This window comes from Ferriphaselus amnicola, from assembly GCF_000974685.2.
Taxonomy (GTDB): Bacteria; Pseudomonadota; Gammaproteobacteria; order Burkholderiales; family Gallionellaceae; genus Ferriphaselus; species Ferriphaselus amnicola.
In genome coordinates this window covers 2417200-2436918 of sequence record NZ_AP018738.1, presented here as the reverse complement: position 1 = coordinate 2436918, position 19719 = coordinate 2417200, and the positions used below count along the sequence as shown (strand labels likewise).

General features: G+C 53.4%; 17 protein-coding genes and 1 pseudogene. 14 read left to right on the top strand and 4 right to left on the bottom strand.

Annotated elements, in window-relative coordinates:
• Positions 1-147: 147 nt before the first annotated feature.
• Both OYT1_RS12075 and OYT1_RS12070 read right to left on the bottom strand, forming a co-directional pair.
• The gene (locus tag OYT1_RS12075; protein WP_062626584.1) at positions 148-1338 is read right to left on the bottom strand and encodes an AAA family ATPase; all 1191 of its coding nucleotides are present in this window, start codon (positions 1336-1338) and stop codon (positions 148-150) included.
• A complete protein-coding gene (locus tag OYT1_RS12070; protein ID WP_062626585.1) occupies positions 1335-1658 on the bottom strand; it encodes a hypothetical protein in 324 nt (107 codons plus the stop codon). Before OYT1_RS12070 ends, OYT1_RS12075 begins: the two co-directional genes overlap by 4 nt.
• Before the next feature lie 382 nt (positions 1659-2040).
• Here OYT1_RS12070 and OYT1_RS12065 point away from each other — a divergent pair, with 382 nt between their 5' ends.
• From OYT1_RS12065 to OYT1_RS12050, 4 genes are all read left to right on the top strand, one after another.
• Positions 2041-2436: a hypothetical protein gene (locus OYT1_RS12065; RefSeq protein WP_062626586.1), complete on the top strand. Its 396-nt coding sequence runs from the start codon at positions 2041-2043 to the stop codon at positions 2434-2436.
• Positions 2437-2808: 372 nt separating this feature from the next.
• On the top strand, positions 2809-3249 hold the full coding sequence (locus tag OYT1_RS12060; protein ID WP_062626587.1) for a bactofilin family protein: 441 nt from the start codon (positions 2809-2811) through the stop codon (positions 3247-3249).
• Position 3250: 1 nt separating this feature from the next.
• Positions 3251-3589: a hypothetical protein gene (locus tag OYT1_RS12055; RefSeq protein WP_062626588.1), complete on the top strand. Its 339-nt coding sequence runs from the start codon at positions 3251-3253 to the stop codon at positions 3587-3589.
• 114 nt (positions 3590-3703) lie between these two features.
• Positions 3704-4195: a hypothetical protein gene (locus tag OYT1_RS12050; RefSeq protein ID WP_062626589.1), complete on the top strand. Its 492-nt coding sequence runs from the start codon at positions 3704-3706 to the stop codon at positions 4193-4195.
• A gap of 383 nt (positions 4196-4578) precedes the next feature.
• Here the strand turns inward: OYT1_RS12050 and OYT1_RS12045 are convergent.
• Both OYT1_RS12045 and OYT1_RS12035 read right to left on the bottom strand, forming a co-directional pair.
• Positions 4579-5355 (bottom strand): annotated as a pseudogene (locus OYT1_RS12045) (IS110 family RNA-guided transposase); the annotation flags it as partial.
• 628 nt (positions 5356-5983) lie between these two features.
• Complete coding sequence (locus tag OYT1_RS12035; protein WP_062626591.1) at positions 5984-6634, bottom strand: hypothetical protein; 651 nt, start codon at positions 6632-6634, stop codon at positions 5984-5986.
• A gap of 639 nt (positions 6635-7273) precedes the next feature.
• Between OYT1_RS12035 and OYT1_RS12030 the strand changes: the two genes are divergently transcribed.
• From OYT1_RS12030 to OYT1_RS11985, 10 genes are all read left to right on the top strand, one after another.
• The gene (locus tag OYT1_RS12030; RefSeq protein WP_062626593.1) at positions 7274-7837 is read left to right on the top strand and encodes a hypothetical protein; all 564 of its coding nucleotides are present in this window, start codon (positions 7274-7276) and stop codon (positions 7835-7837) included.
• Between the two features lie 3 nt (positions 7838-7840).
• Positions 7841-8359 carry a hypothetical protein gene (locus tag OYT1_RS12025; protein ID WP_062626594.1) on the top strand — a complete coding sequence of 173 codons (519 nt, stop codon included), beginning with the start codon at positions 7841-7843 and terminating at the stop codon, positions 8357-8359.
• Positions 8356-10644: a cohesin domain-containing protein gene (locus tag OYT1_RS12020; RefSeq protein WP_062626595.1), complete on the top strand. Its 2289-nt coding sequence runs from the start codon at positions 8356-8358 to the stop codon at positions 10642-10644. The genes OYT1_RS12025 and OYT1_RS12020 overlap by 4 nt, the downstream gene beginning before the upstream one ends.
• A 7-nt stretch (positions 10645-10651) precedes the next feature.
• Positions 10652-11128 (top strand): type II secretion system protein, encoded by a 477-nt coding sequence (locus OYT1_RS12015; protein WP_062626596.1) that lies wholly within the window; start codon positions 10652-10654, stop codon positions 11126-11128.
• Entirely contained in the window at positions 11103-11489 is a 387-nt protein-coding gene (locus OYT1_RS12010; RefSeq protein WP_062626597.1) for a type II secretion system protein, read from the top strand. Before OYT1_RS12015 ends, OYT1_RS12010 begins: the two co-directional genes overlap by 26 nt.
• A complete protein-coding gene (locus OYT1_RS12005; RefSeq protein WP_172588557.1) occupies positions 11461-11979 on the top strand; it encodes a type II secretion system protein in 519 nt (172 codons plus the stop codon). The genes OYT1_RS12010 and OYT1_RS12005 overlap by 29 nt, the downstream gene beginning before the upstream one ends.
• Before the next feature lie 172 nt (positions 11980-12151).
• The gene (locus tag OYT1_RS12000) at positions 12152-12499 is read left to right on the top strand and encodes a hypothetical protein (protein ID WP_062626599.1); all 348 of its coding nucleotides are present in this window, start codon (positions 12152-12154) and stop codon (positions 12497-12499) included.
• A 53-nt stretch (positions 12500-12552) separates the two neighbouring features.
• Complete coding sequence (locus tag OYT1_RS11995) at positions 12553-15462, top strand: FG-GAP-like repeat-containing protein (protein WP_062626600.1); 2910 nt, start codon at positions 12553-12555, stop codon at positions 15460-15462.
• Between the two features lie 71 nt (positions 15463-15533).
• Positions 15534-19181 carry an RHS repeat-associated core domain-containing protein gene (locus OYT1_RS11990; protein WP_172588556.1) on the top strand — a complete coding sequence of 1216 codons (3648 nt, stop codon included), beginning with the start codon at positions 15534-15536 and terminating at the stop codon, positions 19179-19181.
• Complete coding sequence (locus tag OYT1_RS11985) at positions 19178-19711, top strand: hypothetical protein (protein ID WP_062626602.1); 534 nt, start codon at positions 19178-19180, stop codon at positions 19709-19711. The genes OYT1_RS11990 and OYT1_RS11985 overlap by 4 nt, the downstream gene beginning before the upstream one ends.
• Positions 19712-19719 lie beyond the last annotated feature (8 nt).

Here is a 19719-nt window from a genome sequence, read left to right as displayed (position 1 = left end):
CGAAATCGGAGCAATCCGAGGGCTGATAGGTATCGTTTGGCTCAGCGTAAAACTCCCGGTCTGAGCCTTCAGCCACCAAAGCGATGCTGATCAGTCGCGGTGACTCAAATTGAGTAAACTCCGTGTCGAAATATATGCGCTGGACAGTCATGTTGGCGAACAATTGAATCCAAACGGGTGGAGCCGCTTCGACTCCTCTGGTGCGACCAAGGGATACGATACTGGGGAGCCTATTCGCAGCGCGTAAACGAATGCTTTTCGAACCGAAAATAGCAGCACCCGCATGTCGATATCCGATTCCGCTAACTCACGTATCGCCTGTTCATCAATTTTGATCGGCGACTTGGCGGAGCAGGCACGATTCAGCTCGTCATGCTTCTGTTTGGCGATCAGCGCTCGCTGCTCCGCTTCCGGCTTCCCTATCGTAAATACTTTGCAGCGCGAAAGCAGTGCCTGATCCATCTTGGCGACGTGATTACTGGTGAGCAGCGCGATAATCCGTGACGCGTCGAAGGCCAATCCCAAACTTTCATCGACGTATTGTTTTGATGACTCAGGCTCAAACAAATCCAATAGTGCGGGCAAAATCGCATACTCTTGGCGATCCGAAAGTTTGTCCGCCTCGTCCAGCAGAATGACTACGCTGGCCCACTGATTGGATGCGATTAGATTAAAGATCACACCAGGCTGTGTGTTTGACCAGTGAGAAGCCGTGCCTGTTAGGATGGCAGCATGCTGCATACCACCGGCTGAGATCTTGCGAAATGGGAGGCCCAATAATTTTGCGAGCGCTTGCGCAAACGCGGTCTTGCCGATGCCGGGCGGCCCATCCAGTAAAATCGGTGCCACCACAAAATTGTCAGGACGAACCGATCCAGCCAACAGCAAATCGTCTTCTAGGTGATCAATCACCTCCCTAAAATTTGCGAACTCGATTCGCAATTTGGCTAGGGTTTCGCCAATTTTCTTAAAATTGGGAAGCCGTCTGTAGCCGTCATACTTGACGGCCATACTCACGGCTCCTTCGATTCGCCGCCGACCTTCCATGTTGGCCAACTTGGCCGTAAGCCTTACTTTTTCGACTTCCTCGAGGTCGAATATTTTGAGTCGGCGAGCGAAGGGCCGAGCCGCTCGCTTGGCTGGCGTCTTAACTGCCGCTGATACTGGGCTGGGCTCTGGGGTGCTGGCTGGAGATGGCTCCTCATCCTCCCGCTTCTTTTCCAGCGCGGAGGCAGGAACCAACAAATCCGAATGATATTGAGCCCGCATTTTGAACTCAGCGATAAGTTTTTTTAGTGCCTCGTCACTATTTGATCTCTTGGCGATAACGTTCATCATGCCGCCCCCTCCAGCCAATACTCGCCCGTGACATCCTTGCCATCGGATTTGCAGTGGGCGCGATGCCACCACGACCAAACATACTGACCGTCCTCGTCGTATCCCGGATCGCCCTGTAGTCGGTAGATTCGCCCACTTCTTGTCCTGCCGATCATGGTGAGCCGATCGAAATCGACAATCGCGGACGACACGCGACCGGACTGTTCGTGGACATTCCGGCCGACGAAGTGATGTGTACCCGCATCGACTTCCATCACGCGCCAGTTGGCAAGGATGACTTCGGGTTCAATTGCTACGGAATCGGCTGGCCAGATGTTCATTTTTTTAGTGTCAAATTTGTGAAAGTGAGCTCACCAGATCAACTTCATTTGAATTGAACGAGTGATGATGGATGCAGTGTACGCCCCGTTTGGAATGATTGCAAGTCATTGAAAACAAAGACATTGCATATCTGTAACATACAATACATTCCTCTCGGCAAGGATCAAATTTGCCGATCAAACTACGAAAGCTCAGCGCCGTTAAACGCCGTTGTAGATGAGTTGCTTCGCTGGAAAATCGATGTCGTTATGAACAGCCATGAAGCTGTCTAGCAGGTGAGATCAACTTAAAATAGGCATAGGGAATTTCCAGTCTGGCCTAACCATGGTCTAGGCCAAACGGCATATTGTTTTCAGCGGGTATCCGCACTATGCTTTCCTCATGCCCACCCAACACGCTCGTACACAAACTCACTCGATTCTGCTGATTGAGCAGGATGCGCTGATGGCCGACGCGATTTTGACAACGCTCGGTAGGACTTACGAGGTGAAGGTTGTCCGCTCAATTGAGCAGGCAGTCGTGGAGTGTCTGGGAGCCAGTCTGGATCTGATCATCATGGGCATAAAGCCAAGTCAGCAAGAGATCGCCAAGGTTCGCTGTTCTGCCGGATTGACGCCATTCCTGCTATTGGATGCTCCACACGATTTGATGCTTTCCCAGCTTGAAGAGCGATTGGATATGCCGGTTACTGCGGTAAAACTGATGTCGAGCGTGGAGAGGTTGATTCAGTGGCTGAAGGATGCGCAGAGGGATTTGATTTATGCGGCGCAGAGTTAGGCGGGAGTGAAATGATTAACGATCGCAGCATGTCTGACAGAATGAATCTGTCGCCTAGCCGCTTCATGCCAGAAGCGGAAGTTTCCACTTCGTCACGGATGACACCAGATTGAGTATCTAGATACTTTGGTCAATGTGCGCAATCCAAGCAATATGGTTCAATACGCATCGGGCTTTGCGTCTCCTTATTTAAGAATGTAATAGAGAGCCCCTGGAATTCATAGACGCATTTTATTCATAAGGATATGTTCTAAAAGTGTCTGTCTCTGTATTAATAAATGTCCGGCCCCATGGGGCTCTACAATAACGGTTGGACCTCGCAGGACTCTCATATTTGGCGATCTTCGATACAACACAATCAAAAGGACAGCAATGCGATCTGAAAGCGGAAAGATTGAAGGCGATCTTGAAGTAAAGGAGGATTTCGCTCTTTACGGAATGGTCACCGGAAGCATCTTAGTAACGGGCGGAGTTCTTCACCTGCATGGTATGTGCGTAAAGAACCTCGTTGTTCGTCCTGGTGGCACTGCGAAGCTCCACGGCATGGTGAACGGAGACGCAGTAAACGAGGGGGGCTCGCTGGAGGTTCACGGCACGGTGAGTGGCGCCGTTCGCACGGTAAATGGAACGACCATGGTTTCACCCTCTGCGGTCGTTGTGCGCGGAGTATCTCAAGCTAGCGGCGACAATTCGCAGGCTGTTGGGCTTATCGGTGGTGCAGCGCTTGGGGCCGCAATCGGTGGCCCAGTTGGTGCGGTTGTTGGCGGCGTTATCGGTGCAATTCTCGGCAAAGAATCGAAGGGGCTTGGCTGAAATGGACGCTACCACTATCGGCATCGCGCTGGGAATCATCTTGTCGGCGCTCTACGCGACTGTTCGCGCGTACTCCAAACAGTCTTTCGAGCTAAATCACACTGTGCTTATATTTCTTGCCACCTTTAGCGTTCCAGGCGGTATTGCGCTGATTGCCGCTGGATTCATCGGCGATGCAAGTAGCCTCCCCTCGTCATGGCGAGAACATGTCACGGTAGCGGGCATTGTTGCAATCGGTCTCGCTGTTCATTACGTCTTTACCGCATTCCGAGACTGTCGGATGTCGCAATCGAAGGCAGGCGAACAACCGTCTACCGAGGCTGAAGTTGAAAAGCAATAGTCGGCGAGGTCCAACCCTGCGGTGCAGGGGACGCTGCGCGATAAAGCCGCGCAGCGCCCCTGACCTTGAACGTTGGGCCACTGAATCTTCCTCATCCACTAACTGGAGTTACTTATGTCGGACAAACTAAAAACTGAACTTGATGCGATTTTCAATTCTCACGCAGAAACAAAGAAACAGATTGAGCACCAGAAATCTGAGCGAGAAGTGCGGGAGGAAGCGTTTGTTCAATCTTTCTATGGACTTCGGGATTCGCTGATCCGCCCGACGTTTGAGAGAATCGGCGAGTACATTAAAGCTAAAGGCTACAAGTACCATATCGAAACCAGCGAAGAGCAAACTGATCCAGAGGGGCGGTATCAATCGCCGAGCATCAGCATTCGTTTCTTAGTTGGCGAAGATGGTAGCCACTACCGATCTCACGAATATCCACACCTTTCCGTCATTTGTGAAAAGGGGTTTTCCAAGCTCCGCTTCCACGAAAGCACAATTTCGCCCGGCAGAGGTGGGCACGCCGGAGGCGCGGGGGATGCTACACCTACCGAACTCACGGCAGACCTTATCAATCAGAAGGTTCTGAAGGTTATCAGAGAGGTATTTAAGTAGCATGTGGCCCAACCCGGCAGTCGAGAGGGACTGCGCAAAAGCGCGCAGCCCCTCACTTTTACTACAAGGGCTTCCCCGTCATTGCAACTGACCGGTTGGTCTTTAGGTTTTTGTCTCTACTGTTCTCTTGATCACGTTTGCTGACTTTCGTTGCCGATGCGAGGTGGTGAAGGACTGCCAAACTACAACCGGTCATGTTGAGCCTATTGCTCGGACCCTGATGAAAGACGCGCGCGGGGGCCTCATTCGTTAGCCGGGTTTGTGTATCTCCCCTGTAAATTGATCAGGTTCACCCCGCGCGGGTCCAACCCGCTCACATCATCGACGTTCGTCCTGCCGTGATTCGTTTCCTCCCTTTTCTATAGACGGTTTTTGCTGGCCGTTCAGGCCGCGTCGGCGGTGAGATGGAACGCTTCGCCGTAGGTCAGTACCGCCCAACACAGTCGGGCGTTCTTGGCCGCGATGGCTATGGCGGCACGCCAGTAGCCGCGTCGCTCGACGAGGGCTCTGGCCCAGCGGCTGTGACGATCTTGTTTGTCTCCGAGGCTGTTGAGCACGGCGCGTGCGCCCAGCACCAGTAAACTTCGCAGGTAGCCGTCGCCGGCTTTGGTGATGCGTCCGAGCCTAGCTTTACCGCCGCTGCTGTATTGGCCGGGAACCAGACCGAGCCAAGCCGCCAACTGTCGGCCATGCTTGAAGTCGTGGCCGTGACCGATGCTGGCGACGAGTGCGGTGGCGCTGGTCGGGCCGATGCCCGGCAGTTGCATCAGGCGGCGGCAGCGGTCATCTTCGCGTGCCGATTCGGCCATGGCGCGGTCGTATTCGTGGATGCGTTCGTCCAGCCGGTCGGCGTGCTCAAGCATGTCGCCCACACAGCGGTTGGCCCAGCTTGGTAGGTCTTCCAGATGTGCACCGATCTCTCGCCGCAGGCGTTCGACCTTTTGCGGCAGGATGATGCCGAACTCGGCAATCAATCCGCGTATCCGGTTGTACAACGCGGTCCGTTCCTCGACGAACCCCTGCCGGGTGCGGTGCAGGGTAAGGGTGGCTTGCTGGTGTTCGTCCTTGATCGGCACAAACCGCATCTGTGGGCGGGTGACGGCTTCGCAGATGGCGGCAGCATCCGCCGCATCATTCTTTGAGATGAGCGTTGGAGCCACGGCTCGCCGCTATCTTTACTTGGCCGGGTTTCCCTGTTGTTTGGTGTTTAGCAAGGATGGGATCATTACCAAGCCTCCGGCCAAGAGTCCGGATTTTACTCATTGGCTGTGCATTTCTTCAAAGCAGAGTGTCCCCGCAAGTTCGACCGCTGCGCTTAAAGGTGAGGGGCTAGATGATTTTAATGAGATAGCTGCTGACGAGTGGTTGGCAACAGATTATTGCAAGACGCCAAGCTTTCTTCAGGAGCAGACCCTATATCAGGACGATGGTTACGCTATTACCATGCTTTGGATTGAATAAAATTCGCATCTTGATGAAGGCGATGAGTAAAGTGCGCGCCGCATGTTTGGTATTCTTCGCGGTTTCGATGATGAGTTGACCGGTTCGACGACTTCAATCACCGCGCAGTAACTATGTCGCAAGCGGATCAAGAATGACGCAGCGCGATGGCGACCTGAGGGAGTGCCATGTCCATGGCGTTCTGCGCCCAAGGATTGGGCAACTGTGAGCTACGGCTTGTAGTCGCGCTATATTGTTTACAGTACATAACATTGCAACTGCATCTGAGGGTGGGTTTGATAGGGCAGCCTAATTTGGAGTTTATTTGCTATTTTGTTAGCCTTGCTCCTACCATAGTATGGCTCTATAAATCAGGTCTATTGAGTGCGGTGATACACTTTTGAATTTGAAAAAATAGCATAAATCCTCAATAAATGCTCCAGATGGGTGTGATGCTTGGAAATTGGAATCTCCTCTTTCTTTGCGTTTCTGACTCTCGAAATTTAGCGCTAGTTCAAATCCAAAACTAAATGCAAGAAGTTCATTTCCATAGGCGAACATCCTTTGCCTATTTTCAATGAACTTTGGAATTGGCATTCCAAACAACTGGAAGCTATTAAGCTCGCTCGGGCTTACCTCGTGGTAGGTCTGTATATCCCCAATTCCAAGCTCAATCTTTACTTGCTCCTCAACGGAGTACATTCCACCTCCTTGCGGAGGAGTTTCAAGTTTTATTATCGGAGCTTCTCTTCTTAGCCAATATGTTAGGTATGCGGCTGACTTTATATGGTCTGGAGTTACACTGTCATTTCGAAAATTAGCATCTTTTGAGCGCAGCAAATCCCCTTTCCATGCGCCGAACACATCATGTATCCGTTGCACTGAGAGCGTGCAGTCTAGACCGATGTCTTTGAGCTGGTCTTTGCAATACGTTTGATAGGCTAGAAGTAGAGCTTGTTCGTCATTATAGCCAAATGGTGGTTTAGTATCCCAATCCATAATTACCCTAAATAAAAGGGAAGTCTCGATACCGAGAACTTCCCCTTTGGAGATTTATAGAGCCTGCTAGTTAAGTTTTAGCTGGCAGAACCCATGTCGGAAAAAGCAGACCATATTCTATGGCTTCCCAGTGGCGCGGAAGGGGCGTTCATAGGGAAGCCGTTGTCAACGTATCCATGTAATTCAGCACAAGAATACGCAGCATTCTCCCCTAAGCTAGGGATAGCATTAAACACGAGCCTCCCGTCAGGGGCTCTATATAACTTCTCAAAACTGGATGAATTCATCTTTAACTCTCTTTCTACCTTGGACTTCCTTACTAAGGAATCCAGGAAGGCATGGTTCAATAGCCGCATCTTGACAAAACGAACAATTCAAAACACTGTGCAATTAACTAAATCGAACACGGCGAGCGAATATATCAGAATCAACCGAATGCCTCAATGCGAATATCGCACCAATTGATTGGGATCGCAATTCGATCGATGCCCTATATCTCCGGCCTAGCCACACGGTCTATGGTCAAATAAGTCACTCCTGTGATTAAATGCGCCCGTTTGACTCGGCGCGCGTGCGTTGATGCTGAGCACCAGTTAAACGCAGGCAGAATTCATCAATCACAGGACACCGTCGCTTATCATGACCGCCATCGCAGTACCCCCCTTGCCTAGCTTGGCCGCATTGCGCTGGCAGGTGCGGCGGCTGGCGACTGGATTGGGGTTGTCCGGCATGGTGGGTCTGGGTGTGCTGATATTGTCGGCGGCGTATGGCGTGATGACCCTGATGCCGCTTAGTCGTGAACTGGCTGATCTGCGGCAGACTGCAATGCAAGCACCGGCGGTTGCCAGTTTTGCGTCATCCAAGGTTGAACCAGCGGATCAACTTCGAGCGTTGCCACAGACCTTCCCGCGCCGCATCGAACTGTTGAAATGGCTGGATCGTTTACATCAAGCCGCTACCGACAACCAGCTCCAGATCGATCTGGGTGACTATAAGCTAGCGTCGGCCAATCCTTCCATACAGACTTTTCAGCTTAACTTCCCCGTCAAGGCGACGTATGCGCAACTGCGTGGTTTCCTTGCGCAGGCCCTTTCTGACAATCCGAGCCTGTCGTTGGATCAGATCAGTTTCCGTCGCCAAAACGTCAATGATGCGTTGCTGGATGCACAGGTCAGCATGACCTTGTTCTTGCGGGCGGAGTAGCGCGTGTTGAAGCGAAGCACCGTTTTGCTCGGACTCACTGTCAGTGGCACCCTTGCGGCGGCGGTCATGAGTGGCCTGTACCGAGACTCCTCGATGGACGTGGTTGCGGCGACGGTTAAGCCAACTCAACGCTTGGCACAACCCAAGATCCCCGTGGCGACTGAAGCTGATCTTCCTCTGAGCCGGATGCAACTCGACACGCTGGAGCAAGATCCGTTTACGACCAAGAGCTGGTTCACCCCACCTCCCGCACCTGCCCCCGACATTGTGAAGCGCCAAGCGGCACCGGCTGAACCGTCTGCGCCACCGCTCCCCTATACCTACTTGGGGCAAATGGAGGATGAGACTGGGCACATGACGGTTTACCTTGCCCAAGGCAGTCGAGCCATCAACGCCATGGCAGGTGACACCCTTGATGGCACCTATCACTTGGATGCCGTGACCGAAAATACCGTGGATATGACCTACTTGCCATTGAAGATCAAACAGACTCTCCAGATTAGCCGAGGAAATTCCCGATGACGCGTCTTCATCGTTCGATCTTATACCTAGGCCTAATCGCCACCTTGGTCGGATGCAGCGCCATGCGTCTGCATCGCGAAGGCGAGAACCTGCTGAATGAAGGTCAGATGGAAGCGGGACTCGCCAAGTTGGAGCAAGCGACCAAAGAAGACCCGTCGAATCTGAAATACCGCACGGAATACCTTAATCGCCGCGACAGCATCCTCAATCAACTCGTGATCACGGCCAATAGTGAGCGAGAAGCTGGCCATTTCGATGCGGCCGAGAACTATTTCCAGACGGTACTGCGTATCGATGTGAACAATTCCCGAGCCAAAGCTGGCATACAGGACGTCGAGCGTTCCAGAAAGCATGCCACATTGCTTGATGAAGCGCGCGAACTGTACAAAAAATCAGATGCAGAGGGTGCTCTGCAAAAGCTCCAATTCATCTCGGTGGAAGACCCCAATCATCGGGGGATGAAGGCATTGAAGCAAGAGATCGAAGAGGCGCGCGCCAAAGTGATGTTGGCCACGCCCACCCTCAATGGCCTGTACAAGAAACCCGTCAAACTCGAATTCCGTGATGCGCCGCTGTCCATGGTGTTCGACATGCTATCCAGATCGACGGGCATCAACTTCATTCTGGACAAGGAAGTGCGTACCGATCTGCGTACCACGTTGGTGGTGCGTCAGGCGGCGCTGGATGATGTGGTCAACTTACTGCTGACCACCAACCAATTGGAAAAGAAGATCCTCTCCAACAACATCGTACTGATCTATCCGAATAGCTCAACCAAGACGCGCGAATATCAGGACTTGATGGTCAAAGCCTTCTATCTGGAGAACTGTGATGTGAAGCAAGCCATGACCATGGTGAAGTCACTACTCAAGACCCGAGAGATCTTCGTCGATGAAAAACTCAACATGATGGTGATGCGCGATACGCCCGATGCGATCCGACTGGCCGAGAAGATGGTCGCCATGCTGGATCTGGCTGAACCGGAAGTGATGCTGGAGATCGAGGTGCTGGAAGTGAATCGCACCCGCTTACTGGATATGGGTATCCAATATCCGCAGCAAATGACCTTGGCTCCTTTGGCTAATGCCGGCGGGGGTGCCCTGACCTTGCGCGATCTGCGTAATATCAACTCCAGCCGTATCGGTGCCACCTTCCCCAATACCACCTTGAATGCACAGAAGGTCGATACCGATGTCAATCTGCTGGCCAATCCGAGAATCCGCACCCGGAATCGTGAGAAGGCCAAGATCATGATCGGCGATCGCGTACCGGTGATCACCACTACCTCGACGGCTACCGGCTTTGTGGCTGACAGCGTGCAATATCTGGATGTCGGCCTCAAGGTCGAAGTGGAGCCCAATATTTACTTGCAGGATGATGTCGCCATCAAGGTCGCGTTGGAGGTTAGCTCGATTGTCAGCCAGATCACCAGCAAGAACGGTACACAGGCCTATCAGATCGGCTCACGCAATGCCTCGACCGTGTTGCGCCTGAAGGATGGCGAGACCCAAGTGCTGGCGGGGTTGATCAGTGACAGCGAACGCGAGACCGCCAACAAGATTCCTGGCTTAGGTGATCTGCCACTGGCGGGGCGACTGTTCTCCAATCACCGTAACGACCATCAAAAGACCGAGATCGTCCTGTCGATTACCCCGCATCTGGTCAGAACCATCAAGCGACCGGATATCGCCGCTTCCGAATTCTGGTCCGGCAGTGATGCGGCGCTGAGAACCACGCCGCTGATGCTGCAACCTTTTAGCAAACCGGCCAGCGAAGAGCGCGTTAGCGCCCCCCACAGTCGGAAGATGGAACCAGTGGCTGCCACGCCTGCGGCCAAGGAAGATCGTGCGGCTGCTCAGCCGGCGACTCTGGCTGGTTTGACTTGGCAAGGGGCCAAGGAAGTCAAAAAAGGTGAAGAGTTCCAGCTTGCCTTGCGACTCAAGACAGATGGTGGATTGCGTAGCCTGCCGTTCCAGATGGGATTCGATCCGGCGGTGGTGCGTGTACTCAAGGTCGAAGAAGGCGAGTTCTTCCGGCAGAACAATGGGCAGAGTAGCTTTACTCATCACATCGACATTGAGAATGGCAAAATCTTCGTCGGCGCTGTACGCGCTGGATCGGATGCCGTAGCCGGAGAAGAAAGCTTGGCGTTGATCACCTTTAAGGCCGTCAAGCCCATCACGGAGACTTCGATTCGCCTGCTGGCAGCGACCCCTGTTTCGGGAGGTGACAAGCAACCCGAACTCAGTTTGCCCGACGATCATTTGCTGTCGATCAAGGAGTAATGCTGGCATGCGTCAGTCCGCACGCGGCTTTACCTTGATCGAAGTGGCGGTCACCGCTGCGATCATCGGCCTGCTGGCGACGCTCGCTGTCCCCTTGGTGGAAACCACCTTGCGTCATGACAAGGAGAAAGATCTGCGTGCAGCACTCTGGCAGATACGTGCTGCGTTGGATGCCTACAAGAAAGCTTGGGATCAAGGTCGTGTCGTACAAAACATCGGCGACTCTGGCTATCCGCCGAGTTTGATCACCCTAGTCGAAGGCGTCGAAGATCAAAAGGACCCCTCGCATCGCAAGATTCATTTCCTGCGCCGCATCCCACGCGATCCGCTTAACACTGATCCGACCCTGACACCCGAACAAACCTGGGGTAAGCGCAGCTACGACTCGCCTGCCGACACACCGAAGGAAGGGGCAGACATATTCGATGTCTATCCACTGGAAACCAGTAAAGGCAGCAATGGCATCCCGTATCGCGCTTGGTAAAGGGTTCACCCTGATCGAATTGCTGGTGGTGATGACGATCCTGTCGTTGTTGCTCACGCTGGCAACCCCACGTTATTTCGGCAGTGTCGAGCGTGCCAAGGAGGAGATCCTGCGTAGTGATCTGGCGACCTTGCGACAAATGGTGGATAAATATTACGGTGAGACAGGCCAGTATCCCGCTGAACTCAATGATCTGGTCACCCATCGTTACCTTCGGGCGATTCCTGAGGATCCGATGACGGGCAGTGCGACGACGTGGGTGCTGGTACCTCCCGAAGATCCCCAGCAAGGTGCGATCTATGATGTGAAAAGTGGCGCACCGGGCAAAGCGCGTGATGGAACAGCGTATGCGCAGTGGTAGCTGCACTCGGCAGCAAGGCATTACCTATGTGGCCGTCCTGATTCTGATCGCCATTCTTGGCTTGGTGACCGCGTCCATCGGCGTGGTCTGGAGCACGGTGCGGCAACAGGAACGCGAGGAAGAACTGATACTGATCGGCGAGCAGTATATCCAAGCCATCGGCCTGTATTACCAACACAGCCCGGGTACGGTAAAACGCTACCCCATGACGCTGCAAGATTTACTCAAAGATGACCGCTTCATGGTGCCACAACACCACCTGCGCAAACTGTTCACCGACCCGATGACCCGCAAGCAGGAATGGGGGTTGGTGCGTGCTGAGGATGGCGGCATTGCTGGCGTGTACAGCTTATCGGAGGCAAAACCGCGTAAAACCGGGGAATTCGACGAGGCGATGGCCGGTTTTACTCAAGCCAAACGATACGCTGACTGGCGTTTCACCTACCGTCCTCCGGTGACGACCGCACCCTCGCCCTTGCCGGCGGCATGAAACTGGCAACGCGCTGGGACGCAAATTCTTCGTCCCCTATATCCAAAGATATAGAGCTTTAGACATATTGAATACCACAAAACCCATCGGCTAGAATTCGCCCCCAGACGCATCGTGGCTGCTGAAACAGGGAGCGCAGTCACGAATCCCACACCTAAAAAAGAACATAACGATGCCGATCAAACGATATGCTGCCTTGAATTCCAAGGCTCGCCTAGTGCTTGCCATGGGTTTGCTACTGACCTGTGCTTCAACGTACGCTGTGACGGAACCGGCCGTTGTTGATCCTGCCGCCCAGACGTTGATTGCACCGATCGCACCGGTTGACCCACTGGTTCCCTTAGAAAGCCCGCCGGTCGATCCGACCGCCATCGGCGTGATGGCTCCGCCTCCCGAAGCCTTTGCTCCGCCACCACCGCCACCCATGGACGTGCCGCTTGCGGAGTTGCCGGTGGATATCGATCCGGCGCTGATGCCACCACCGATCGATGTACCTCCTGCCATCCTTCCGGCTCCTTGAGCCAGCTTGTATAACGTACTGGGCGTATGCCCTGATCAGACATCGGGATCAAAATGAAGCCTCAAATCATGCCTATTCACTTCCGCCACTTTGTAAAACGACTCGGAGTCGCCCTGGGGGTAGCCACGCTACTCATCGCGCAAAGTGCCGAGGCGGTCTTCTTTACCCCGGGTCAGTTTGGTGTCTCGCCCACGGGGGCGGCCAATTACAGTATTCCGATCGCACTTCCACCTGGTACAGCCGGTATGGCTCCGAGCGTGGCTATCAACTACAACAGCCAAGGTGGTAATGGTCTATTGGGCGTGGGCTGGAGTTTATCGGGATTATCTGCCATCACCCGTTGTCCGAAGACGATGGCGCAGGATGGTGTCCGCAAAACGGTGCAATACGACGCATCGGATCGTTATTGCATGGATGGGCAACGTCTAGTTTCGACCAGCGGCGTCTATGGGGCGAATGGCACCGTTTATCGCACCGAGCGAGAAAGTTTTAGTCGCATTACCTCCTACGGAGCCAGTGGTACACCCACTACGGGACCCGCGTACTTCACGGTGGAGACCAAGGCCGGTTTGACCATGGTCTATGGCAACTCGGTGGACTCCAAGATCGTCCAGCAAGGCAAAACCAATATTCAAGTCTGGGCACTCAACAAAGTGGTGGATAGCAAGAATAACTACTACACCATTACTTATCAGGATAACAGTGCAACCAGCGGAGAATTTTACCCGACCAGCATTGACTATACCGGTAACACAGTGACCGGCCTGCTGCCGTACAACTCTGTACGCTTCGTATATGAAGCGCGGCCGGATAGCACCACGCTTTACGATGCAGACGGCAGCACGATCAAGAGCACCGTTCGCCTGAATAATATCCAGACCTTTGCGAAGGTCAATGGCGCAAATGTGCTGGTGAAAGATTATCGTTTGGACTATGCCGTCAGTCCGGCATCAAAACGATCCAGACTAACTACTCTCCGTGAGTGTGATGGAGTGATTACGTCAGCGACGGCAACTTGTTTGCCCCCGACCACCGTGGGTTGGGATGCAACGGGGGATGCCGTTGGTAATGCGGTGGCGACACAGGTACAGGGTGGTGCGGGTTGGAACTCCATACCTCATCGGTATTCAGGTGACTTCAATGGTGACGGAAAGCCGGAGATGTTGGTCCAGAATGGCTCGATTGGCACCTCTGCATATAAGTGTGCTGGACTGGATCAGGCGGCCACATTTACCTGTACTGCACTCACGATTCCATCGAGTCAGTTTCCAGGCCATGTAACAGTCGGGGACTTCAATGGTGATGGCTATGATGACATTTTCTCGAATGGAAAGCTGTGCCATGGTCCTGCACTGACAGCCTGCGTGGCAACGGGTATGCCAGCGGCTGGCGGCGGCCTGCAAACAGTTCCCTACCAGTTTTATAACGGCACGGTGAATGTAAGTGCGAATGTGCAGTCGTCGGACTACGACAGCTATGTGGCTGACGTGAATAACGATGGCAAGCTGGATCTGATTTACTACCAAGCCACTGGATACGACTATATTTCCACTACTCTAATGTCAGAGGTGAGATTTGAGCGGGGGTACTGTCTCGGTCCCGATTTGAAGACGTGCAATTCGGTTCAGCTTGGATCAAGGCCACTTGGATACACAGCAAGTGTGAATTGGTTTCTTTTGTATGGAGTGAAGCCAGTAGGTACTGGGAATGTCACTGTGGGTGACTTCAATGCTGATGGTGTATCCGATCTGCTGTATGAGTTTGGAGGTAATACCTATCGGTGTTCTGGAACGACTGTCGGTGTCGGTGGATGTTCGATCATTGCCAATGCAGGCTGGGGTGGTGCCCTTGACTTCCTTTCCGGTGACTACAACGGAGATGGTATCAGTGACTTGTTCTTGGCGGGCTCATCTGCTAGCTATTTCTGCCCTGGACCAGGCATTGCGACGGCGAACAATTGCGTACAAGTTGCGACCGGTGACTGGAAATCACCTCATATTTATCCGGGGGACTATAACGGAGATGGCATTACCGACCTGATGGTGGTGGGGACGGGCAGCGCCCATCTTTGTGCTGGGCCTGGAATTTCTGTCGCAAGCCCGACCGACACGTTGCTGAGTAAATGCACCAGCAAGTTTACGGGCAACTGGTTTGCTTCGGACTTACGCCCAGGTGATTATGATGGCGACGGAACCACAGACCTATTACTGATCGACGACGCGTCACGCAAATTTGTTGAAACTGGAGCGGGCAAGGCGGATCGGGTAGCTTCGTTTACGAATGGCCTGGGAGCCTCCACCAATATCATCTACAAACCTCTAACGGATACAACGGTGTACGTAAAGGGCGCCGGTTCCGTGTATCCGGTGGTGGATATCCAGGCACCGATGTACGTAGTGTCGAATGTTGCGAGTAGTAACGGTATCGGCGGTACGGTAGGTACCAGCTACAACTACAGTTACGCCAGAGTCCACCAGAATGGGGGTGGGTTCCTCGGGTTCAATGTCGTTCGATCCTGTGACACCAACGTCACGCCGAATATCTGCACGCAGACAACCTATACCCAAGACTATCCCCATCAAGGCTTGGCAAAGCAGGTGCTTAAGTTCGCCAAGAATGCGACGGTGCTTCCCTATCTGAATCTGGTCACGAACACTTGGAGCTATGCAACTAACGCAGCGCTGGGTGCCATTTATCACGTACCGCAACTGATCAAAACGCAGGAAGTGAGCTACGAGTTGGGGAGTGGTGGCACGGTGCAAGGTGCTGCGATTACCAATGTCACGACCAGCAACACCTACGACCCGTATGGCAACCCCACCCTGATCACGGTTGCGGCGAACAATCCAGCGACACCGAGTGTCGTGTTCACCAAAACCACGACCAATACTTATAACAACGACACCGTCAATTGGTACCTAGGCCGACTGACCGGTGCGACGGTCACCAGCACCATCCCGTAATGGGTGGGTCGCAACGATCAACACCGAGACAGTACGACACACACGACAAGACACAAGGTAAGGGGATAACTATGAACAACCGACTGCGCACAACGGGGCTGTCGATGCTGATGGGGCTGTTCATCAGCCTGCCGGTTCACGCCGTGACGGCCACACGCAGCTCCAGCTTCGTGTATGACCCTGCATCTGGCCTGCTGACTAAAGAGATCATCGAGCCTGGCAACAGCGCACTCTGTCTGGTCACTGAATATACCTATGATGCCTACGGCAATAAAAAGAGCGTCACCACGCGCAACTGCAATGGCAGTGCGGGCGAAGCGGCTGCCCCGGCCGTTGGGACTGATGCGGTCATTGCTCCACGGACGACGAGCAGCACCTATGATGTGCGCGGTCAATTTGCCATCTCTACGACCAATGCACTCGGGCATACTGAAACTCGAACCTTTGACGAACGCTTTGGTGCCGTTGACGGCCTGATCGGCCCGAATGGTTTGCCGACCACTTGGGCGTACGATGGTTTTGGACGAAAGACGACCGAGACCCGTGCAGATGGGACGCAGACGCTTTGGCTATATCTAAATACGTGCTCCCTAGTCAATCCAAATATCACGGGCGAACGCTACTGTATTGCTAATCTAAGTACAGGACAGGGGCGTTGGGCTCATACCTACTACGACATTCTCAATCGCCAGCTCGCGGTTACTCACATCGATTTCGATAATACTGAATGGGTCGATGAAAAGCGCGTGACCTATAACGCCTTGGGGCAAGCCGTCCAAAGTTATTTGCCTTATGCCTGGTCTGGCGTGGCTGCTGCTAAATTTGCAACGGTCAGCTACGATCTGCTTGGGCGCCCAGTACAAGAAGGCTCTCCTGTTTCGAAGGGTGGGACGCGCACGACCAAACACGTTTACAACGGCCTAACTAAAACCGACACGACGTGGACGGGTGCAACTACGCTCCCCGGACAAGACAGAATCACCGTGAGCAATGTGCTGGGTCAGACCGTCAGTGTTACCGATGATAAAGGCAGTGTCATCGGCTATACCTACGATGCATTCGGCAACCTGATCAAGACCACCGATGCGGCGGGCAATATCACCGTCCTGACCTACGATGCGCGTGGCCGCAAGATTGGCATGGATGATCCAGATATGGGTATCTGGAGCTATGCCTACAATGCTTTGGGTGAACTCATCCGTCAGGTTGATGCCAAGAAGCAGACCGTCACCATGACGTACGACAAGCTTGGACGAATGTTGGCCCGAAATGAGCCGGATCTAACCTCGACCTGGGTCTATGACACGGCGGCTAACGGGATTGGCAAGCTGACCAGTGCCAGCACCGATAATAAATACAAGCGTACTCATGTTTATGATGCGTTTGGACGCCTCTCCAGCACATCCACTGTCATTGATAATGTAGCCAAGCCGTATGTCACCAGCACCACTTATGATGGAGCTGGGCGACCATCAGTGCAGACCTATCCGACTGGCTATGCGGTCAAAAATATCTACAACGCCGTCGGCACACTGGTCCAAGTGGTGAATACCACCATCCCGGCTAAGGTGCTGTGGACACTTAACAACATGGATGCACAAGGTCACCTATTGCAGCAGACTTACGGCAATGGTTTGGTGACTCAGCAAGTTTACGATGCTGGCATGCTGACTCGGCAATTGGCCGGGGTCGGAAATTCGGTTCAGTACAGCAGTTACACCTATGACAACTTGGGTAACCTTCTGACGCGCTCTGACATTTCCACTGGATTGACCGAGACGTACCTGTATGACACCCTCAATCGGGTTACCAGTGCCACCGCCACCAGCGGTGCAGTGAACACCGTCAGCAACTTTACCTACAATGCGCTGGGCAATATCATCAGCAAGACCGGCACGGGTACCTATTCTTACAATCCCAGCGGCCTGACCAGTATTCGTCCGCACGCGGTGTCCAGCATCGCCGGTACGGTCAACGGTGTAGCGAATCCCACCTTCCTCTATGACGCCAACGGCAACATGACCGCCGGTGCGAGCCGTGCGTTCACTTGGACCAGCTTCAACATGCCGAGCACGATCAAGAGCTGCTTCGGCAGTGTGGTCGCCAACTGTAATACCACCAGCTTCCTGTACAACCCCGAACACGAACGCACGATTGAGAATCAGGCCGATGGCTCCCAAGTCGTCACCCTGAGTCCACGCTATGACACTGGGTTGCATTTCGAAAAGAAGAGCAACTTCTCGATCAAGGATCCCAAGACTGGGGTATTGATTCCGGCCATTGAGTATGAGCACTACCTGTACGCCGGTGGCCAAATGTTCGGCAAGTACATTACCACCACCACACTCGCTGGAGGGCCAGTGCTTGCCTCGGATGGCACCGTGTTGGCACCCCCAACGTACGAGTATTACACCAAGGATCACTTAGGCTCCATCGTTGCCATCACCGGTCCAGCCGGCGGAGTAATGCAGCGCCTGTCCTATGACGTATGGGGCAAACGCCGCTATCCCAATGGCACCGCTGACCCGAACGGCCTGCTCAACAACCCGGACATGTACCACGGCTACACCGGGCACGAGATGCTGGACGATGTGGGGCTGATCCACATGAACGGGCGGCTGTATGACCCGATGATGGCGAGGTTCGTCAGTGCGGATTTCTTGATTGAAGCCCCAGAAAATTTGCAGTCATATAACCGCTACACCTATGTCTGGAATAATCCATTAGCTAAAACCGATCCGAGTGGGCAGTGCATATTTTGTTTTGTCGCAATTGTCGCCGCTGAGATTGGTTATCAAACCGGACTCATCGATAAAGGTACCGCACGTACCATTCAGAGTATTGCGGTAGCGGCATGGCTTGGACCAAGTGGAGGGCCAACATCTTGGGCTGCTGCTGGTCAGGCAATGGGAGCTGGATTCGCAAGTGGCTTTGTTGCTTCTGATGGGTCAATTGAAGCTGGGATGCAAAGTGCCGTGACCGCCGGATTGTTCTATGGTGCGGGCAGCTTTGCTGGAGATGTCATGAGTGGTCGAGGAGTATGGGCTGACGGAGGCATAGGCCGTGTCATGGCGCACGCGGCAGCCGGGTGCGCAGGAGCTGCGGCGGGTGGAGGGGATTGTGGTCGTGGCGCGATGACGGCCGCAGCAGGTGAAGCTTTCGGTGGGAACGTTCCAAGAGAGTATGACAATATGGTCACCCGAGCTGTAGTGGGTGGTACAGTGTCGGTCATTGGTGGGGGGAAGTTTGCAGACGGGGCAGTGACGGCGGCGTACGGGTACATCTTTAATAAGTGGGCTCACCCTAATAGCAGTACGGAGGGTAATCAGAACGTAAATGCAGCATCACCTCCACCCAATACACAGGAAGAGCCGGTTCAGCTTGCTGCAAATAATGGGTTTGGATGTACTGGGGGACCAGCTCCATGTTTTGATGTTGGGGGAGGCGGCGGCACAGCAGTCGGTTCTGGAGCAGGACGAGCCGGACGGACAGGGCAGCCCAACTCGATATACGAGCAAATCGATAGAACGGGAAGCGTCAGTTCCCGCACATTTTACGACAATAACGGACGTCCATTTTCGCGGCAAGATTATGATCATTTTCATGGTGGGATGAAGCCTCATGAGCACAACCGACTATTCGATGCTCAGGGGCGGCCGATAACATCAGAAAAAGTTCAATCCTTGCCATCAGGCTATCCGAATAAGAGAACGCGATGAGTTACTTTGTTTGTGGGTCAATTACATTAGTCGTAGCCTCGCCCCAAGAACAGGAGATGGTGGCTCGACGCGCATCCAGCCAAGCATTGCAAGTTGGCATGGCACTACAACTTGGCTGCAATATTGTTCAGTCCTTGGTGTCTGAAATTATAGAGCGTTCTGACAATCCATCTGCATTGCCGTTCTTAGTGACAGCATCACCACTTAGCGATACGTCGGACGAGCTAGTGTCGCCTTACGTGCTTGTGGGGTCAGAAGGCGATGAACGGTTCCAACAGCATGCAAAGGCGATTGCCACGCTCTTCAAGAGTCTCACTAGTGAAGAGCATGTTCAGCGTATTGATCTGTATGTGGTTGATGGTTTCGATACCACGATACCGACGAAATCGATCCTGATAACCGCCCTTGAGGACGAGCTCTTATCGGCATGGCGTAATCGAGAGCAGGACTTCTTCTTCAGACTCATTTTGCGAAAACTAGTACCTCTTCAGGATACCTTGAATAACAGGGGACACACCACGGTATCCTGATTTATTAA